Below are 20,784 nucleotides of genomic sequence, written 5' to 3' on the forward strand. Positions count from 1 at the left end.
GATGAATACTCAACAAACAGCTTCGCTTAACCAAGTCGATTATACGCAACCCATTCAACACTTTACTCAACGTCAAAGTCGTTATTATCAAGGGCATTTTACTAAGATCCAAACGGACACTCGTTTGCATATCTCTTTTAACTTTTTTGCCGCTTTATTTGGCCCGCTATGGGCTGCTTCACGCAGTGTGTGGGGATTCTTTTGGGTGAGTGCTATTGCTATTTTAATCTCATCCATTTTACTTGGGCAAGGCATCTGGGGTGAAGCAGGAGGCGGTAAACTTGCTCAAGCAGACCGTTTATTTGCTAAGTCTCAAGAGATGGCCACTAAAGGGCAAGCCGCACTAAACAATGGAGAAGCCAACGCTAAGGCTTTCTTTCGTAACTCCGATAATCTAAGAAGAGCTGCAGAAAAAGCAGTGCTCGCTGCCGAAGAGAATGCTAAAGGCGCTAGTCAAAACGCTATTTATGGGGGCTTACTATTATTTATTATCTTCCTTATTCAAGGTTTTACCGCCAATGCTGTTTACGAGAAACAATATTGTCGCTGGCGACAAGACCCGGAGGTCGGCAGCGGTTTCCATATTAAAGCACTGATCTGTGGCATCGCTATTCTGGCCTTTATTTATCCATTAACGCTATACCGTTTTATTTCCGCAGAACAAATCAGCTGGTTAGTGGAGTTTCCTTCGGATAAAACTATTTTTAACACCACTGCCAATTGGCTTAATTCAATGTTCGACTTCCTGGCGCTTAATGGTGCGAACTTCTTTGATGCTATCACACAAGTAATTAACCTTTTCCTAGATGCAATTGAAACATTATTAGTAGGTACACCTTGGCCTGTGATCATGATGTTAATCGTGTTTACATCATGGCGCATCTCAGGCTACAAAGCCGCTTTTTATACTGCAATTGCCCTTTCTTACCTGGCGTTTTTTGGTTACTGGGAAAAGAGTATGGCGACCATCTCTTTATTAGGCGCTGCTGCGGTAATTTGTGTTGTTGTGGGTGTACCGCTGGGAGTGTTATGTGCCAAAAACAAAACTATTGATTCAATTACTAAACCTGCGCTGGATTTCATGCAAACCATGCCCGCTTTTGTTTACTTAATTCCAATCATTGCATTCTTCGGCACAGGCAAACCACCAGGTGTGTTAGCGACTATTATTTTCGGTATGCCGCCGGTAGTACGCTTAACAACATTAGGCATTCAACAAGTGCCCGCATCGATTGTAGAAGGTGCCCTAGCCTTTGGTTGTTCACGTAAAAAATTATTACTGGATGTGGAATTACCATTAGCAAAAGAGAGCATTTTGGCCGGTATTAACCAAACTATTTTAATGTGTTTATCAATGGTGGTTATCGCGTCATTGATCGGTGCAGAAGGCTTAGGAACCGACGTACTGCAAGCACTGCAGTTTGCCGCAAAAGGACAAGGTTTATTAGCAGGTTTAGCGATTCTATTTTGCGCGATTATGATTGACCGCATCATTCAAGGCTTATTTAAACCCAAAGAAAAAACAGAATAACCAGTCACCAAGATGACTACATTTTAATTAGCATTTATGCACAACAGATAGAAGGTAAGTTATGAAAATATTAATTATGGTAAAACGAGTAACCGATCCAAATGTGACGATTAGACCTAACACGGACAGTAGTAATGTTGACCTGACTAATGTCAAAATGGCAATGAACCCTTTCTGTGAAATTGCCACCGAAGAGGCTGTTCGTTTAAAAGAAGCAGGTATCGCTTCTGAAATTATCGTTCTGTCTATCGGTGATAAACAATCTCAAGATCAAATCAGAACGTCACTTGCAATGGGCGCTGACCGAGGTATTTTGATTGAAACAGACGCCACGTTAGAGCCACTTAATATCGCGAAGCTAGCCGCTAAAGTGATTGAAGAAGAAGAGATTGATCTCGTCTTACTGGGTAAACAGTCTAGTGACAAAGATAACAACCAAACAGGACAAATGTTAGCGGCCATCAAAGATTGGGGACAAGCAACATTTGCCTCTAAATTAGATATTAATAATGAAAAAGCGACAGTAACACGTGAAGTTGATACTGGCTTGCAAACCATTGAACTGACTTTACCGGCAGTCGTTACCTGTGACTTACGTTTAAACACTCCTCGTTTTGCTTCTTTACCTAATATTATGAAAGCAAAACGTAAACCGTTAGTGGTTAAGCCAATCGAAGAATTTGGTCTAGATTTAACACCTCGCTTTAAAATGTTAAATGTCGAGTCGCCACAAGTACGTGAAGCGGGTGATATTTTAGGCTCTGTTGATGAGCTACTTGAAAAACTAAAAACAACTGAAGGAGTACTGTAATGACTATTTTAATTATCGCAGAGCACGATAACAGCAGCCTAAAAGAGATCACTCTGAATACAATTACAGCAGCAACAGAAATTGGCGGCGATATCGATCTATTAATCGCAGGTGAAACATGTACTGCAGCAGCAGAGGCTGCAGCGAAAATCAGTGGCATCACACGTGTTTTAGTCGCTGATAAGCCTTGTTATAACGGACAACTAGCCGAAAATGTAGCAGCACTCATTATGTCGATAGCCAGTAACTATACCCATATACTTGCTCCATCAACAGCTAATGGCAAAAACGTATTGCCACGCGTCGCAGCAAAACTCGATGTGTCCCTTTTATCGGATGTTATTTCTGTCGAAAGTCCAGATACGTTCAAACGTTCTATTTATGCAGGTAATATTATTGCTACTTTACAATCGCTTGACCCAATTAAACTACTCACGATTCGCGGTACATCTTTTTCTCCTTCAGAACAAAATGGAAGCGCAACCATAGAGGCAGTAGATGGCGCCTTTGATGAAGCATTATCTCAATTTATTAATAACGATACAGTCGTCAATGAACGCCCTGAGTTAACCTCTGCAAAAATCGTTATTTCGGGTGGTCGTGGAATGCAAAATGGGGAGAACTTCTCCATGCTAGAAAAAGTGGCGGATAAGATTGGAGCGGCGGTAGGTGCGACACGTGCGGCAGTAGATGCAGGCTTTGTACCTAATGATATGCAAGTGGGTCAAACCGGTAAAATTGTTGCACCTGACTTATATATCGCAGTTGGTGTGTCTGGTGCCATCCAACATTTAGCGGGGATGAAAGAATCAAAAGTGATTGTTGCTATCAATAAAGATCCTGAAGCTCCTATTTTCCAAGTCGCTGATTATGGAATTGTTTCGGATCTATTCGATACACTACCTGAACTAGAAAATGCACTATAAGCGTTAACTATATTTACTCATTAATAAAGGAGACCAGCAATGCGTGAATCAATGGAATTTGATGTCGTTATCGTTGGTGCAGGACCGGCAGGTCTCTCTACGGCCTGTCGATTAATGCAACAATCACAGAAAGAAGAGCGAGAGCTGAGCGTTTGTGTCATAGAGAAAGGCTCAGAGGTAGGTGCTCATATTTTTTCTGGAGCAGTCTTTGAAACACGCGCATTAGACGAACTCTTTCCAGATTGGAAAGAGCGTGGCGCACCACTCAATACGCCAGTGACTAGCGATGAAATTTACCTATTAAAGAATGCAGAAAAGGCACAAAAATTACCTAATAGCTTAGTCCCTAAAACCATGCACAATGAAGGTAACTACATCATCAGTGTAGGTAACCTATGTCGCTGGTTAGCAGAACAAGCAGAAGAATTGGGCGTGGAAATTTTCCCTGGCTTTCCCGCAGCAGATATTTTGTATGGCGATGATGGCGAAGTGAAAGGCGTGATCACTGGTGATATGGGAATCGATGCAAAAGGAGAGGAAAAAGCGGACTACATGCCAGGCATGGAGTTACATGGTAAATACACCATTTTCTCTGAAGGGTGCCGTGGCCACTTAGGCAAACAATTAATTAAGCAATATAACCTTGATAGTGAATCAGATACCCAACATTACGGTATTGGACTTAAAGAGTTATGGGAAATCGATCCAAGTAAACATAAGCCAGGCTTAGTGGTACATGGTGCTGGCTGGCCATTAACGAAAGAAACAAGCGGTGGGTCGTTCCTTTATCACGCTGAAAACAATCAAGTAATGGTAGGTATTGTCATTGATTTGAGTTATTCAAACCCTTACATCAGTCCATTTGATGAACTGCAACGTATGAAGCACCACCCTATTTTTAAAGACACATTAGAAGGCGGCACGCGTATTTCCTACGGTGCACGTGCGATTGCTAAGGGTGGCTTGAACTCCTTACCTAAGATGCACTTCCCGGGAGGGTTATTAATTGGCTGTGATGCAGGGACATTAAACTTTGCCAAGATAAAAGGCACACATACGGCAATGAAAAGCGGCATATTAGCAGCAGAAAGTATTTTTGCAGCCCTGTCTAGTGAAACGCCTGTGAGCAATGAATTAAGTTCATTTACAGATGCCTTCAAAGCTTCTTGGTTGCATGAAGAGTTACATCAAACACGTAACTTTGGCCCCGCTATGCATAAGTTTGGTACTTACATGGGTGGTGCTTTCAACTACTTAGATCAAAACTGGTTCAAGGGAAAACTGCCTTTTACCCTGCATGATACTAAGCCAGACCATGAACAGCTGAAACCAGCTGCACAGTGTACTGATATTACTTACCCTAAACCTGATAATAAAATCAGCTTTGATAAGCTTTCTTCTGTGTTTATTTCTAATACAAACCACGAAGAAGATCAGCCTTGTCACCTTAAATTACAAAGCCAAACTATCCCTATAGAAAAAAATCTCGCTTTATTTGCAGGTCCAGAAGCACGCTTTTGCCCTGCAGGGGTGTATGAATTTGTTGAAGAACCAGAAAGCAAAGCACAACAACTGCAGATTAATGCGCAGAACTGTTTGCATTGTAAAACATGCGATATCAAAGACCCAACTCAAAATATTACTTGGCAAGTACCAGAGGGGTTAGGAGGGCCTAACTACCCGAATATGTAATGAAACTTAAGCGATGGTGAATACATTTTCAAGCATGTTTCACCTTCATCAACTAACAGTGTAATGCTTCTATTTGAAGCTAAAAATATATAAGGCATTAACAATGGCAACTGAAAAACCTAAAGAATTTATTTTTACCGCAACATGCTCAGCAAGCAGTAACATAGTCGCTTCTGTTACTTCATTTTTATCAGGGCGAGGCTGTTATTTAAGTGAACTATCTCAATTTGATGACCCTACTACCAAACGCTTCTTCATGCGTGCCGTCGGTTATATTGAATCGGGGGACCACACCTTTGAAGATCTCAGCAAAGAGTTTCCAGAAGTTGCCGAAAAATTCGATATGGATTGGAAATTAGAGCCCGCTGATAAACCGTGTAAAGTACTATTAATGGTGAGTAAATTCGATCACTGTTTAGCCGATCTTTTATATCGCTTACACAAAGGTGAAATCAATATGGAAGTGACTGCGATCGTCTCTAACCATAAAGACTTACGCCCTATGGCAGAGCGTGAAGGGATCCGTTTTATCTACTTACCTGTTACCAAAGAAAACAAACCAGAACAAGAAAAAGCGTTAATGGAAATTGTTGAAGAAACGGGCACAGAATTAGTCGTATTAGCACGTTATATGCAAATTTTATCTAATGAACTATGTGACAAATTAGCGGGTCGAGCGATTAATATTCATCACTCTTTCTTACCTGGTTTTAAAGGTGGAAAACCTTATCACCAAGCTCATGAACGTGGTGTGAAACTGATTGGAGCAACAGCTCACTATGTAACTTCAGACCTTGATGAAGGCCCTATCATCGAACAATCGGTGCAGAATGTTGATCACACCTTCTCACCAGAATCACTGGTTGCGGTTGGTCGTACAACAGAAACCGTGGCATTAGCAAAAGCGGTAAAACTACACACGCAAAGCCGTGCTTTTGTATACGGTAATAAAACGGTTATTTTCCGTTAAATCTACATAACGGTTGGTGTTATTAATGGTGGTTTAGACCTTAATAACACCAATTTATCGCTTCAAATAAACCTAGGTTTAACTCAGCAGCAGTTAATAATCGTTTTGATAATCAACCACGACTTCACCCCAGCTTAATGTTAGATCAGCAATGATATGCTGTGCGCTGAGCACCTTCTTTACGGGTAACTCTGCCATTGGTGCTAAGGCATGGTTAAACAACTCCAAGGCACCCGGTCCAGACCAAGCCTCCTTCACCACCACATCTTGCATATGATACTTAACTAGTTGTGTAATTAATGGTGTGTTATCCGCATTAGGAATGATTTTTAATAGGTAGCCTGGCTCACTTTCCATGCTCTGTTTTACTTGTTTAAGGTCCATAGCATGCCATTTGTAGGGCATAGTTGCTCTAGCAATTTCACATTGACCAAAAAAGACTCGACCTAAAACACAGTCTGAATCGTACAATAATTCTGGTTGTGCATATTTTTTAGGGAAGCCCCAAATTTCACGACCCGCAGCGATAGCCGGAAAGTTATTTAAATACATTTGATGGACATACTTCCCTGCTTGACCATCTAAAGTCACAGGAATTACTTGCCCAGACTCAGTGAATGAACCAAATCCTCTAAAGTCCTCCATCTTAATCACTTCAAACTTAACAATCGGCTGGTCAAATTGTAATGGTTCAGGAACAACAGCTTGCAATGCTTCACTGTCTGTCTCATAAATCACAATAAAGAATTCTCTATTAATACATCGGACTTTATCTGGTCCTACAGTTGGAGCTGTAGCTGGCATTGAGGTAAGTTTTTTGATCTGTTCAATATTCATTGTTTATGGGTCTGTCTTAGTATCGAAAATAAAGATCTATTGTTATGTGTTTGCTCGAAGCTGACAAAGGAATAAAAAGACAGGGGTATAACTTTATGGAATGCAAAAAAATACCGCGCTTACAAGGTAAGCGCGGTATTAAATCAATAACAGTTTTAAGCTTAAAGGTTAAGCATTCACTGTTTGTGTGTTCTCTGAACGGGCTTCAGCTGCATCATTAAGGTCACGACGTTTACGTTGTAATCTAATGATAATAAACAGCAATAATAGCGCTGGTATATAGAACCATTGTTTAGCAGGACGTACTACTGGCACACCGACATCAATAATGATTTGGTCAAAGTCGAAACCTACTTTTTCAGCAGTACTATCAAAACCAATACCATCTACCATGATTGAACCATCTTCCTGTGGAAGTAGTTCTAAACCATAATTTTCAAGGCGCTCCTGACCTGTTTCACCTTCACCAACCACCATTAACATGGTCAGTGTCACTGGGTCACCCACATCATTTTGGCCATTAACTAATACACGTAGCTCAGTACCTGGATCAACCTCCTCCATGACATTTACTAACTCAGTACCAGCGCGCTCATCGTAAGGTGGGATAACATAATCCATCCAGAAACCTGGGCGGAACAATGTAAATGCAATCACTAATAATGCCAATGACTCCCAACGCTTAGATTTAGCAATGAAGTAACCTTGTGTGCCCGCGGTAAATATCAACATTGCCATGGTGGCGGTAATAAATATCGCTATCCCTTCTAAGAAGGTCACATCCATTAACAGTAAGTCAGTATTAAAGATGAATAGGAATGGTAATAAAGCAGTACGCAATGAATAGAAGAAGGCCACAAAACCAGTCTTAATTGGGTCGCCTCCCGATACTGCAGCGGCGGCAAAGGATGCTAAACCTACTGGAGGCGTTACATCCGCCATGATACCGAAGTAGAACACAAACATGTGTACTGCAATCAGTGGCACGATTAATCCATTTTGTTGACCTAAGCTAACAATTACAGGCGCTAGTAAAGACGATACAACAATGTAGTTTGCAGTAGTTGGCAAGCCCATACCTAGAATAAGACTAAGGATACCTGTCCAAACCAAGATCAACATGATCTGTCCCATGGACAAGAACTCAACCAAGGCAGCCAGTTTTAAACCAATACCCGTTTGCGATACGGCACCAACGATAATACCTGCTGCCGCTGTTGCGATAGCAATACCGATCATGTTTCTTGCACCGGTGATCATGCCATCAACCAACTCATTAAAGCCTTGTTTGACCATGCCTGATGTTGATTTTTTACGGAACAAAGCAAATAGATGACGTTGCGTTAACAGGATCACAATCATCAAGGTTGTTGCATAGAATGCAGATAAACCCGGTGATTTACGTTCGATCATCAAGCACCAAATTAATACCACTACAGGTAGTAAGAAGTGTAATCCTGACTTCACCGTTGGACCTGTTTCAGGCAAACTAAGTACAGGAGAATTTGGATCGTCCATCACTAAATCAGGGTAAGCAGAGCTTATTTTCACTAATACCACATAAGTGACCGCAACCAATGCAGCAACTACCCAGAATAGTAAATCAGGCGCAACAAATGATTTCAGCAAGCTAACCACGAAGAATAAACCAAAGGCAGCAATCACTAAATTACCTAATACAATCGCACCGGTAGAAATCGTTTTTGCCAACTTATCTTCGCTAGATTTAGCTTTAATCTTTTTAAAGACAAAATATTGAATCGCAATCACCGCCAGTACTAAACCTAAACGAGCTTCTGTAGTTGCCAATGCAGCGTAAAGCTCAGATAAGTAAAATGCTCCGCCTGCTAACGCGATAATTGGTAACAGTGTCATTGCCCAAGAGATTAATACATCTTTAGCCGTTTTCACTTCGCCTTCACGGGTTAACCCTTTCATATTTAATTTCATCGCTTCTAAATGCACAATATAAACCAATGCAATGTAAGAGATGATAGCTGGTAAAAAGGCATGTTTAACCACGTCAAAGTAAGGAATATTCACATATTCAACCATTAAGAACGCCGCGGCACCCATTACTGGTGGCATGATTTGACCATTAACCGAAGAAGCCACTTCTACCGCACCCGCTTTTTCAGAAGAAAAACCAACACGCTTCATCATCGGAATAGTAAAAGTACCTGTAGTTACTACGTTAGCAATCGATGAACCAGAAATAAGCCCGGTCATACCTGAAGCAACCACCGCTGCTTTTGCTGGACCACCACGTAAGTGCCCCATTAATGAGAAAGCAACTTTAATAAAGTAGTTCCCTGCACCCGCACGGTCTAGCAATGCGCCAAACAGAACAAATAGGAATACAAGGTCAGTTGATACACCTAAAGCAATACCAAATACACCTTCAGAAAATAGCCATTGATGGTCCATAACACCACCAAATGTCGATCCTTTCCAAGCGATTAACTCAGGCGCATAAGGCCCTAAGAAGGTATAACCTAAGAAGATCATAGCGACGACCATTAATGGTGGGCCTAAGGCACGTCTAGTCGCTTCTAGTAAGGTTAGCATACCGACAATAGCAACACCGATATCCACTGGATTAGGTGCACTTGGGCGGTCACTTAGGCGAATACCAAAGATGCTATCCACTAACATAGAGTCAGCAATAAATGGATACAAAGCACAGAGGCTGGCAATGATCGCTAACCCCCAATCGGCCATTGGCACTTTACTACGTGAAGATGCTTTAAAAGCGGGATATGCAAGAAAGGCTAAAAAAATAGCAAAGCCTAAATGAATTGATCTTGCTTCTCCACTTGAGAATACACCCCACCCGAATAAAAAAGGTAAGGGAGAGGCGATCCAAACTTGGAATATAGACCAAGTTAACGCCACACCCGCCATCAACTTAACTATCTTTTGATTGGTTGGGTTTCTTCCTCCTGTATCGGTGGAAGCGACGAGATTTTGTAATTCCTCATCATTCATTAGTGTTTTTTCAGTCATCAGAAAATTCCTATTGGTACGCATGACAATGCGATCTGGTGTAACGAGAGATCTTTCTAAAAATGCGTAATTGATGCTTTAGATTATCTATATTGATATCCATCGTAATTGGCATTGGGTTGCCCTTTACAACTGAGATATACCAAAAACACTTAAATAAGTAGTTTTGGTATATCTGCTTTTTTTAAAACAAAAAAGCGGAAGTATAACTACTCCCGCTCTATTTAACTAAGGGTTAGATTACATCCAACCTTTTTCTTTGTAGTAACGAATCGCGCCTTCATGAAGTGGAGCAGATAGATTTTTAGTGATCATATCGCTTTCTTTCAGGTTAGCAAATGCAGGGTGCATCTTCTTGAAACGTTTGAAGTTTTCAAATACAGCTTTTACCATTTGGTAAACTGTTTCTGAATCTGTTTTAGTTGAGCTAACAAACGTAGCCGCTACACCAAATGTTGCAGTATCAGTGTCAGTACCTTTGTACATGCCAGCTGGGATACTTGTCATTGCGTAGTATGGGTTATCAGATGCTAATTTTTGAGCAACGTCGTTATCAACAGGTACTAGTACTGCATCACAAGACGTTGTTGCTTCTTTGATTGAACCATTTGGATGGCCAGCAACGAATACGATTGCGTCTACTTTACCATCACATAGTGCAGCAGCTTGCTCTGAAGATTTAAGTTCAGACGCAACAGCGAAATCACTCATTTCCCAACCCATTTTGTCCATTAGTACTTCCATCGTACCGCGTTGGCCAGAACCAGGGTTACCTACGTTTACTTTTTTACCTTTTAAATCATCAAAGCTTTTAATACCTGCATCGGCACGTGCAACCACTGTGAACGGTTCTGCATATACAGAGAATACAGAGCGTAATTCTTTAAATGCACCTGCAGGGAATTGCTCTGGAGCAGTACCGTTGTATGCATGGAACTGCCAATCTGATTGAGCAACACCCATATCAAGGTCGCCAGATTTTAGACCGTTAATGTTAGTTACTGAACCACCTGTTTTATGAGTACAGTTAATTTCGTGCTCAGCTGTACCACGGTTTACTAGACGACAAATAGCACCACCTACTTGATAATAAACACCCGTTTGACCACCAGTACCAATTACTACGTGTTTAGTTTCTGCGATTGCAGAACTTGCCATGAATGTTGCGCCTACAGCCGCTGCCATTGCTAATTTTTTTAAAAACATATTTAACTTCCTTTTAGATTTATTTCGGTGGTACTTTCCTATATAGACAAGCAAGAATCAAGCCTATAGAGGAAAATATGTGGACTCTCAAGTCCTTACAGAAAGGGCTGTATTAAACTCAAACACATTGCTTATTAAACAATCACTTACATGTTCTTTTTTGGTGCATTACTTTTATTTTCGCACCATTTAAGGGCAGATTACCTGCCGTTTTTATTTCGGTTTTGCGATGCACCAATCAAGTTTATGGATACTTACTTTATAATGGTGATGATTTATGGCCTTTATCGCTTGAAATTCATACAGATCATGTTGGCACAAATCATAAACGACTTGCTTAAATGGCGCTGAAAAGCTTAACTATAACCCCAGCTAATTTAGGAGAAACTCCGTGCTTAATGAAACCACTTTACCCTCAATCAAAGCATTACGTACTTTTGTGGCGGTGGCCGATAACATGAGTTTTTCAAAAGCAGCACAAGCGATTTTTGTTAGCCAAGGCGCAGTGAGTAAAAATATCGCCTCCTTAGAAAAACAACTTGGGCAACCTCTATTCAATCGACGTTTAAACGGTATTGAGTTAACCAGTGCAGGCGAGCAATATCTGCCTAAAATCATCGAAGCACTGGAAATTATTCAATATACGACTGAAAGCTTAGTGTTGATCGATCAAGTGGAAGAAGTTTTATCATTAAATGTGACGCCTTCTTTTGCTAGCTTATGGTTAATTCCACATATCCAACAATTTTATGATCTCAATAAAAATATTCGCGTCAGAATAAAAACCGGTGATGGTATTATCAAAAAGACCAATGGAGAAAGTGATATCGCCATTCGTTGTTTATCTCTCTCAACACATTATGAAAATGCCACGCTATTAAGAAAAGAAAAGTTAGTGTTAGTTGTCTCTCCTCAATTACTGGCTAATAAACCTATTAACACCATACAAGATGTACAGCACTTTGATGCTATTTTTCATATAACGCGTCCGCGATTATGGGAGCAATTTAAAAAGCAAAACCAGTTAACCTTTAGCAGTAATTATAGTTGCACTGGTTTTGAACATTTCTACATGTCCTTAGAAGCGGCAAAAGGCGGATTAGGGTTAGCACTTTTGCCAGACTTTATGGTGCATAAATCTTTAGCCAGTGGCGAACTGGTTAATCCCCTTGATATTAGTATAAACACCGATTATGGCTATTATGCGTTTATACCAAGCTACCGACTTTCATCTCGAAAGATTTATGAATTTAAGCAATGGGTCACGGAAAATCTATCTGAAAACAACGACTTATAATTTTATTATTGAGAACACAAAGCACGACGAAAGCTATTAGCATCATGTAAGTCGATATTTAATAAGCAACTCACCGCTTTAATATCGATAATTTGTTGTGCATTACTGTCGGCCACTCCTCCTTGACTATTAAAGTGATTGTTTTCAAAACCAACACGCACATCGCCTCCCATCAACATAGCACTGATCAAACACTGATGCTCTTCAGGACCAAAGGCACAGGTTGCCCAACGCGTTTTTGCTGTTAACAACTGTTTACTTAAAAAAGGTGCAAGGTCAGTGGCTGAAGAACGTAATTGTTGATGGTAACGTCCTAACACTAATAAAATATGGTGGTTTTTACTCGGTAAAATACCTTGTTTAATCAGCGAAAAGTAACGTTGTACATCTTCCACTGAATAGAGAATGTATTGAGCAATAATACCTCGATCTTCTACCCAATGAAAAAATTTTTCTGCCACTGCTAAATATGAGTCATCAGGAATTAACTCTTTCAAAGCAAAAGAAGCCGCTTCAGGTAGGGTTTCTTTGATCAGCTGCATCTGCTCTGGAGGTTGATATTGTCCAACGGCTTCCGTAGTCAATTGCACTATAATTGAATCGCCCACTGCCTGCTTAACGGCTGTTAAAGTTTTGATATTATCGTCAATCGCTAAGGAGTGTAGGCCTTTTTTATCACGTGCATGGAGATGCACCATTGCCGCACCAGCATCACGGCAAGCAACAACATCATCAACAATTTGTTCAATAGTCACAGGTAAAGCGGGATGATCTTGTCGGGTTTTACGCGCACCATTGGGCGCAACAATAATCGTAGATTTATGTGTTTGTTCAGAGATCATCATTCCCAACCTTGTGCTGCTTCGATCAAGGCTGCTTTTAGTTTGCTCACCAACTCATCTAGTTGTTTATCATTAATTATAAATGGCGGAGCTAATAGAATATGATGCCCAGCACGACCATTAATAGTACCCGCCATCGGGTAACACATTAACCCATGCTTCATGGCTAGCTGTTTAATCACTTTGTTTGCTTCGGTTGAAGTCGGTAATGGTGTTTTGCTTTGTTTATCAGCCACCAGCTCAACACCAATAAATAAACCACGCCCTCTAACATCTCCAACATAAGGTAACGGAGATAATGCTTCTCTTAACTTAGCGCGTAATTTTATACCTTGCTCGAGTACTTTATCTAACAAGTTCTCCGAGATAATAGTTTGTACCGTCGCTAATGCTGCGGCACAAGCAACGGGATGCGCCATAAACGTATGTCCATGCTGGAAAAATCCACTGCCATTGGCAATAGCATCGTAAATTTTGTCACTGATCACGACACCACCAATCGGTTGATACCCTGCACCTAAACCTTTTGCGATAGTTACTAAATCAGGAACGATTTGATCTTGTTCAAAGGCATAAAAAGTACCTGTTCGCCCAATACCACACATCACTTCATCAAGAATAAGCAACACATCATATTTATCACAGATCTCGCGAATACGCTTAAAGTAACCTTGAGTTGCAGGTAAAGCACCTGCCGTTGCGCCTACTACAGGCTCAGCAACAAAGGCCATTACATTCTCAGCGCCTACAGCTAATATTTCAGTTTCTAATTCATTGGCAACACGCAATGAATAATCTAATTCTGATTCATTGTCTTGTTGATCACGATACGCATAACAAGGGGAGATATGTTTTACTTTAGAAAGTAATGGCATGAATTTTTCTCTTCGCCATTCATTTCCACCCACGGCTAACGCGCCTAAGGTATTACCATGATAACTTTGGCGTCTAGCAATAAATTGTGTTTTACTCGGCTGTCCTATTTCCACAAAATACTGACGAGCCATTTTTAATGCTGACTCCACAGCTTCCGAGCCACCACTTACAAAGTAAACATGGTTTAACGGGTCTGGCGCTAAATCCGTTAACAGTGTTGCTAAGTCTTCACTTGGCTGGCTCGTAAAGAAACCAGTATGAGCAAAGGGAATCGATTCAATCTGCTCGATCATGGCTTTTTTTACTGCCGCATGGCTATGACCTAGATTGGAAACCGCAGCACCTCCACAACCATCTAAATACTGTTTGCCAGTTTGGTCGAATAAATAAATCCCCTCACCACCAGTAACGGTTGGTAGTTGAGAGTGGCAGTGGCGATGCAGAATATGCGTCATGTTGGTAACCCTTTGAAAAATATCTATTAAGAAAGTTTGATAATCATGTTTTTTTACGAGGTTTACAAAGGAATTAAAATAGAGGGGTATGAAAAAGAGGAATACAGGCTAAGCGAGCTGAACTGTGAACGGTATGTTAATCGTTAATATGTGTTTTACGTTTTAGACATAAAAATATGATAAAACTGCAATAAAACTACAACAATCCCTTGTAATTATGCTTCTCAATATTTGTTGTCCACTAGGTCATAACGTTAAATAAATTCATTGGATAAAAGGATGAAGGCCATCACTGTTTTAAAAAAAACATTATGTGTAACGTTAATATTTGATTAACAATCCAGCCCCTGAAAGGGTCAAAAATTAATCATTTAGAGTTAAAAACATACATTTTTTTAAAAAAAGTGATGCATCTTTCACAAAGTGAAGGTAATTTAAACAACAGGTTGACTGGATGGTCAACTAAATGGACTGAATATTAACAATATACTTACATTAACATTACTAGGGAAAGAGCAATGCAACAGCCATATTTTAAGAAACGTTACCTCTCACAAATTGTCACCTCTGTTTTAATCGCCGCTTCACTTACCGCTTGTAACACCGATAGTGATGACGATGATACTACTGATACCTCAAATTATACGTTACAACTATTACACATGGCCGACATGGATGGCTCAAATGCAACCGCACTAGATAATGCTGGTAACTTTGCAAGTAACGTTGATGCATTACGTGATCAATACCCAGATAACACACTATTCCTAAGCTCTGGTGATAACTACATCCCAGGTGTACGTTATGTAGCAGGTAGTGATGAATCAATGAGCAATGTTGATGGTATCAACGTACCGGGCAATGGGCGTGCTGATATCGCCATGATTAACGCAATGGGCTTACAAGCTTCTGCTGTGGGTAACCATGACCTTGATGGTGGTACTGAAGAATTTGCATCAATTATTGATGTTGATGGCACTTATCCAGGCGCACAATTCCCTTACCTAAGCTCAAACATGATTTTTGCTGATGACGAAAACACGGCAACATTAGTAGTTGAAGATGGTTTAATCGCTAGTGAGATTCCGAACAGCTTAGCGTCATACACGATCATTGAAGTAGATGGTGAGCAAATCGGTATCGTAGGTGCAACAACACCAACCAATGAAATCATTACCGATACAGGGGATATTACGGTACTACCTGCAAGTGACGATACTGCAGACCTTGCAGTACTAATCCAAGAAAAAGTGGATGAACTAACAGCACTAGGTATCAATAAAGTCATTTTACTCGCACACATGCAAAGTATTTCTATCGAAGAAGAATTAGCAACGCTACTTACTGACGTCGATATCATTGTCGCAGGTGGCTCGAATACATTACTTGCAGATAGCACAGACCGTTTATGGGATGGCGATGAAGCAGCTGGAGAGTACCCTGAGCTATTTGAAGATGCTGACGGTAATGATGTCGCACTGGTTAATGTTGATGGTGATTACAAATACTTAGGCCGTTTAGTCGTTGAATTTGATGATAACGGTAACATTATCGTTGATTCAATTGATGAGGATGTCAGCGGTTCATACATCAGTGATGAAACAATGGTAACGTCATTATCTGGTGAAGCTAATACCGATGTTGATAACATCGTTGATGCTGTGAACGACGTTATTATCGAGTCTGAAAGTAATATTGTGGGGCATACAGATGTATTCTTAAATGGTATTCGAGCTTCAGTACGCTCTGAAGAAACCAACCTAGGTAATCTAACTGCTGAAGCGAACCTTTGGTACGCAAACCTCATTGACGGTGTTGAGACACAAATCTCTATCAAAAATGGTGGTGGTATCCGTGCTGAGATTGGTTACGCTGCTTACCCAGCAGGTTCAACAAGTGCAGAAGATCTAGAGTACTACCCACCAGCAGCTTACCCAAATGCAGGTAAAGAAGAAGGTGATATCTCACAATACGATTTACAAACTGCTTTATCATTCAACAATGAGTTAACAGTATTAGACCTAACGGCTGAACAGCTAAAAGAGATTGCAGAACATGCTGTATCAGATGTCACTGGTGGTCGTTTCCCTCAACTATCTGGTATGTCATTAACTTACGATGAAACACAAACGGCTCGTGAATTTAGTACAGTTACCGACGAAGAGACTGGCGTAACAACTTTAACGCAAACCGTTGAAGGTGAGCGAGTTCAAGAATTAACGGTTGATACTGACGGTGACGGTACATATGACTACACAGTTGTTTCTGGTGGTGAATTAGTAGATGAAGACAGCATGACCTTCTCTGTTATTACACTCACTTACATTGCAGAAGGTGGTGATGGTTACCCATTCCCATGTACTGCGGCAGGTGGTGATTGTAGTGAGTTGAACACAGACCTTACTGAAATTATGACAACTGAAGATCCAGGTAACTCAAGCTTTGAAGATACAGGTACAGAGCAAGATGCACTAGCTGAATACTTATTATCAGAATACCCAGATGCTGATAACGCTTACAGCACAGCGGATAGTATTGCTGATGAAACAGTGGTTGATGAACGTATTATTCGTAGTGAATCTCTATAAGTATTAACGATTAAACACACTTTATAAACCGCCTCTATAGGCGGTTTTTTTATACCCTAAATACTAACGAACACTCTTCGCGATATAATCTTGCATCTCTTGTTCAGGCACCATGCTACCGCCAGTAGCCCATATTAAATGCGTGGCATTAACCATTTTATGATGTTCTAAGTTTAGTCTTTGTAAATACTCACTATTCTCAGACACGATCATCGGACCGATTACCCCAGCCACCGCTGAAGGCTCTAGTTGTAAACCTTCTAAGCGAGCCATTTTACCCAGGTAGTTATACATGGTTTGATCGGTAAGTGTGTAGTACCCATCTATTAAACCTTGCATTGAGCGACCAACAAATCCCGATGCCCGCCCTACTGCTAAACCATCAGCTGCGGTGACATTATCAATGCCAATATCTTGTACCGATATTTGATCATGTAAACCAGTATGCACTCCTAATAACATACAAGGGGAATGAGTTGGCTCAGCAAAGATACAATGTACATGGTCACCAAAGGCTGCTTTTAACCCAAAGGTTACTCCACCGGGTCCACCACCAACACCACAAGGTAGGTAAACAAATAAAGGATGATCTTGGTCGACCTTGATCTGCAAGTCATTAAATTGTTTAAGCAAACGCTGACCAGCCACCGAGTAACCTAGGAACAATGTTTGTGAATTTTCATCATCGATAAAAAAACAATTAGCATCATGCTCAGCTTCTTTTCGCCCTTGCTCCACCGCCACACCGTAATCTTGCTCATATTCAACGACATTAACACCATGCGATCGTAGTTTATCTTTTTTCCACTGGCGTGCATCGGCAGACATATGTACTGAGACAGAAAACCCTAACTTAGCGCTGATAATACCAATAGATAAGCCTAAGTTCCCCGTAGAGCCAACAGCAATGCGATATTGGCTAAAGAACTGCTTAAAGGATTCAGAATACAACTTGCCATAGTCATCTTCCTCTTTTAACAAACCAGCTTGTATCGCTAATTTTTCAGCATGAGTTAACACCTCATAGATACCACCACGTGCTTTAATAGAACCGGCAATGGGTAAATGGCTATCCTTTTTCAACATCAAGCGCCCAACTAATGGCTTGCCATAGTCAAGCTGCAATTGCTGCTTCATCTTTTCGATATCGATGATTTCAGATTCAATAATACCGTCGTTTTTAGCCGTATCAGGGAAAGCCTTCATCAAATAACTCGAAAATCGAGCTAAGCGGTCACTGGCTTGCTGTATATCCAACTGATTAAGTCCGACCTGCTTTATACCTTGTTCAACAGGTGTTATTTCAGGGTTGAACCAACTAACAGGCTGTAATGCAATTAACGTTTTGAGCAGAGGGAAATGATCGATTAACTTATCTATATTTAATTTGTTCATGGCTAGCCTTCATCATAACTTGTTTATATGAGCAATTATTGAGGGTGAAAAACGGTTCATGATGTTTTTATTATTAGGTTGTTGGTATAAGCATAATGATCAATTAGCAATAAAACTGCAACCTCCTGAAATTTTAGTTTTAATCGTCATATTGAAGGTTATCTAAAGATGGCAATAACAACCACTAGTATCATTCACCATTAAGCTCGCACTATAACCTTTCGCATAATTACCCAATACCGTTTCCACATAGCCATTCGAAGCGCTACAGGCTAAACCAGCAGAATAAGGTCCGAAGTAAAGTAACTTTTGTTGTTGATCGGTGATTAAAATGGCGGGGGTCGAAGGAACTAAGGCAGCTACTTTTTCAGATACAATGACATTAATAACGTTAAAGCCTTCTACACTTGCTCGTTGGTTAATTTCACCTTTGTGATTGTCGCTGTATTGAGTACATGAGCAATTTTGACTAGTGAAGTGGACAATAGTATTGCTTAAATCTTGGCCTTTGAGTTGATCTATTTCCCTTATTTTTTGCATCCATGAAACAGGATCGGTACCGCTTAGCGTTTGCTCTGGATCGAAATCAGCTAAACGGCCATTTATAAAGTAGATTGCAGCAGCGATAGTGAGCACTAACCATATGCCACAGATAATATAATGCGCAGGCTTAACCTTACTACTTGAAACGGGCAATGTTTGACTCTAATAATAAAACAGATTGAGATATCTTCGCGGCTTCTTGTGCCAATATGTCAACTTTAGCAGTATCACCTTTACTTAGAGAGCTCACTCTTTCTGTACTTTGCGCGATATCGTTCGTTGCAACTGATTGTTCTTCTACCGCTGCAGCCACTGAATCAGCAACTTCGCTAGATAATGAAGCTAAATCTGTTGAGTGAGCAATCTCTCTACTGGCCTGAGCTGCTACATCAATAACTAATTCGACAGCATCAATACATTGCGCCATAGATTGCGTGGATGAATGGGAGTGTGTCACCAACTTGGCAAGCGTTTCATTCACTTTTTCAGTGCTCTCTTTGGTGCGATTTGCTAACGCTCTCACTTCATCCGCTACTACTGCAAACCCTCTACCTTGCTCACCTGCACGAGCGGCCTCTATCGCTGCATTTAAAGCGAGTAAATTTGTTTGATCAGCAATGCCGGTAATTTCAGACAACACCCCAGCAATAATGTCACTTGAGTCAGCTAACGCATTGATTTCAGTGCTCGTTTTATTCAATGACCCAGCGAGCTCAGCATTTTTCACATTGATTTCTTCAATATAAACATTCGCCGTTTGCGCTGCCTCTGCAACCTCTTTCATCTGATTGCTGAGTGTTGATGTATCCTGTGCAATTGAACCAACCGTTACTGCCATCTCTTCTACTGAAGAGGCGATATTTTCGGTCTCGGCTTGTCTGTTATTAGCAGAAAATGCTAGATCTGTTTTAGCAGAAGTTAATTTTTCAGAGTTGACGATAAACTCTTGCGCCTGTATTTTTACACTACTAACAACATTATCAAGTACCGCTAAAAGATCGTTAAATCCGCCTAAGATAATATTCCCATTGGTATCAGTTCTTACTTTTAAATCAATAGATTGCTCATCTTCCGTTAATATCTCAGTCACTCTTGATAGCTCTTTTCCGACTTGGCTATCATCATATAACACCTTAGCAATACAACCGGCGATAATAGCTTCAATCACCGCATAAGCAGCATGAATAATCACCGTTGAAAAGAACAGCCGATCTTGGTCAAAAACGTATACATTAGCTCCATTAACTTGCATAAAATAAAATGATAAATGATGTACCGCAACTAATAAGGTGCCTGAAATAAAGACCTTCCAATCACTGAAAATAATCAATATTGCCATTAAGATGAAAATCTCAAAATGCACTTCAATCAAGCCGTTCATTTGATGAATATGCAAACATGCAAAAATCATAGCCGCTATAGCAGAGGCGTGTTTCGTTAAAGCGGCATCAGGAATACTTTTCATAAACCATAATGGTACTAACATCGCAGGTAAACCTATCAAAATAGCTTCTAAGTAAGTTCCATACACAAACGCCATTGCAATAGATTCAACGAATAATAATATTAAAATTCTTGAAAAAACTTGGTTGACCCTATTTACTTTATTCATTGTTTTACCTTACTTATATCGTTCTATTTTTATAATGGTGAAAAAGAGCGGAACCATACGGTAAAAAATGAGGTATAGATCATTTACGTGCAAAAAATCACCTTATTTTGATGAAATTAACCGCAAACGAATACCTATTTATAATTACTTTATAATAAGTAAAGGTGGAAATAGTTAGGCTAATACCAATTGTATTA

General features: G+C 40.3%; 15 protein-coding genes. 7 read left to right on the forward strand and 8 right to left on the reverse strand.

Features of this window, described 5'->3' with window-relative positions; genetic code table 11:
* Position 1: 1 nt before the first annotated feature.
* The 5 genes from DS885_RS10960 to purU all read left to right on the forward strand — a co-directional run bounded on the left by DS885_RS10960 (position 2) and on the right by purU (position 5,930).
* Positions 2–1,531 (forward strand): ABC transporter permease, encoded by a 1,530-nt coding sequence (locus DS885_RS10960; protein ID WP_113819474.1) that lies wholly within the window; start codon positions 2–4, stop codon positions 1,529–1,531.
* Positions 1,532–1,592: 61 nt separating this feature from the next.
* Positions 1,593–2,342, forward strand: a complete 750-nt coding sequence (locus DS885_RS10965) for an electron transfer flavoprotein subunit beta/FixA family protein (RefSeq protein WP_113819475.1) — start codon at positions 1,593–1,595, stop codon at positions 2,340–2,342.
* The gene (locus DS885_RS10970; protein ID WP_113819476.1) at positions 2,342–3,268 is read left to right on the forward strand and encodes an electron transfer flavoprotein subunit alpha/FixB family protein; all 927 of its coding nucleotides are present in this window, start codon (positions 2,342–2,344) and stop codon (positions 3,266–3,268) included. The genes DS885_RS10965 and DS885_RS10970 overlap by 1 nt, the downstream gene beginning before the upstream one ends.
* A 51-nt stretch (positions 3,269–3,319) precedes the next feature.
* Complete coding sequence (locus DS885_RS10975; RefSeq protein WP_113819489.1) at positions 3,320–4,960, forward strand: electron transfer flavoprotein-ubiquinone oxidoreductase; 1,641 nt, start codon at positions 3,320–3,322, stop codon at positions 4,958–4,960.
* A 103-nt stretch (positions 4,961–5,063) separates the two neighbouring features.
* On the forward strand, positions 5,064–5,930 hold the full coding sequence (gene purU / locus DS885_RS10980; protein WP_113819477.1) for a formyltetrahydrofolate deformylase: 867 nt from the start codon (positions 5,064–5,066) through the stop codon (positions 5,928–5,930).
* A gap of 93 nt (positions 5,931–6,023) precedes the next feature.
* Here the strand turns inward: purU and DS885_RS10985 are convergent, their stop codons facing one another.
* From DS885_RS10985 to DS885_RS10995, 3 genes are all read right to left on the reverse strand, one after another.
* Positions 6,024–6,767 carry an acetoacetate decarboxylase gene (locus tag DS885_RS10985; protein ID WP_113819478.1) on the reverse strand — a complete coding sequence of 248 codons (744 nt, stop codon included), beginning with the start codon at positions 6,765–6,767 and terminating at the stop codon, positions 6,024–6,026.
* A 168-nt stretch (positions 6,768–6,935) separates the two neighbouring features.
* Positions 6,936–9,773, reverse strand: coding sequence for a TRAP transporter permease (locus DS885_RS10990; protein ID WP_220149691.1), 2,838 nt, complete (start codon positions 9,771–9,773; stop codon positions 6,936–6,938).
* Between the two features lie 240 nt (positions 9,774–10,013).
* Positions 10,014–10,979, reverse strand: coding sequence for a TAXI family TRAP transporter solute-binding subunit (locus DS885_RS10995; protein WP_113819479.1), 966 nt, complete (start codon positions 10,977–10,979; stop codon positions 10,014–10,016).
* A gap of 391 nt (positions 10,980–11,370) precedes the next feature.
* On the opposite strand from DS885_RS10995, the gene DS885_RS11000 reads away from it, so the two are divergent.
* Positions 11,371–12,276 (forward strand): LysR substrate-binding domain-containing protein, encoded by a 906-nt coding sequence (locus DS885_RS11000; RefSeq protein ID WP_113819480.1) that lies wholly within the window; start codon positions 11,371–11,373, stop codon positions 12,274–12,276.
* A gap of 5 nt (positions 12,277–12,281) precedes the next feature.
* Here the strand turns inward: DS885_RS11000 and DS885_RS11005 are convergent, their stop codons facing one another.
* Both DS885_RS11005 and DS885_RS11010 read right to left on the reverse strand, forming a co-directional pair.
* Positions 12,282–13,121 carry a 3-keto-5-aminohexanoate cleavage protein gene (locus DS885_RS11005; protein WP_113819481.1) on the reverse strand — a complete coding sequence of 280 codons (840 nt, stop codon included), beginning with the start codon at positions 13,119–13,121 and terminating at the stop codon, positions 12,282–12,284.
* Positions 13,118–14,449, reverse strand: coding sequence for an aspartate aminotransferase family protein (locus tag DS885_RS11010; RefSeq protein WP_113819482.1), 1,332 nt, complete (start codon positions 14,447–14,449; stop codon positions 13,118–13,120). Before DS885_RS11010 ends, DS885_RS11005 begins: the two co-directional genes overlap by 4 nt.
* A gap of 518 nt (positions 14,450–14,967) precedes the next feature.
* On the opposite strand from DS885_RS11010, the gene DS885_RS11015 reads away from it, so the two are divergent.
* Entirely contained in the window at positions 14,968–17,037 is a 2,070-nt protein-coding gene (locus DS885_RS11015) for a bifunctional metallophosphatase/5'-nucleotidase (protein WP_113819483.1), read from the forward strand.
* 63 nt (positions 17,038–17,100) lie between these two features.
* Here DS885_RS11015 and DS885_RS11020 read toward each other — a convergent pair whose 3' ends face one another.
* From DS885_RS11020 to DS885_RS11030, 3 genes are all read right to left on the reverse strand, one after another.
* Positions 17,101–18,432, reverse strand: a complete 1,332-nt coding sequence (locus DS885_RS11020; protein WP_113819484.1) for a D-serine ammonia-lyase — start codon at positions 18,430–18,432, stop codon at positions 17,101–17,103.
* A gap of 162 nt (positions 18,433–18,594) precedes the next feature.
* Positions 18,595–19,128, reverse strand: a complete 534-nt coding sequence (locus DS885_RS11025; protein ID WP_113819485.1) for a DUF6436 domain-containing protein — start codon at positions 19,126–19,128, stop codon at positions 18,595–18,597.
* On the reverse strand, positions 19,112–20,587 hold the full coding sequence (locus DS885_RS11030; RefSeq protein WP_113819486.1) for a methyl-accepting chemotaxis protein: 1,476 nt from the start codon (positions 20,585–20,587) through the stop codon (positions 19,112–19,114). Before DS885_RS11030 ends, DS885_RS11025 begins: the two co-directional genes overlap by 17 nt.
* Positions 20,588–20,784 lie beyond the last annotated feature (197 nt).

Source organism: Psychromonas sp. B3M02 (assembly GCF_003318165.1).
GTDB lineage: Bacteria > Pseudomonadota > Gammaproteobacteria > Enterobacterales > Psychromonadaceae > Psychromonas.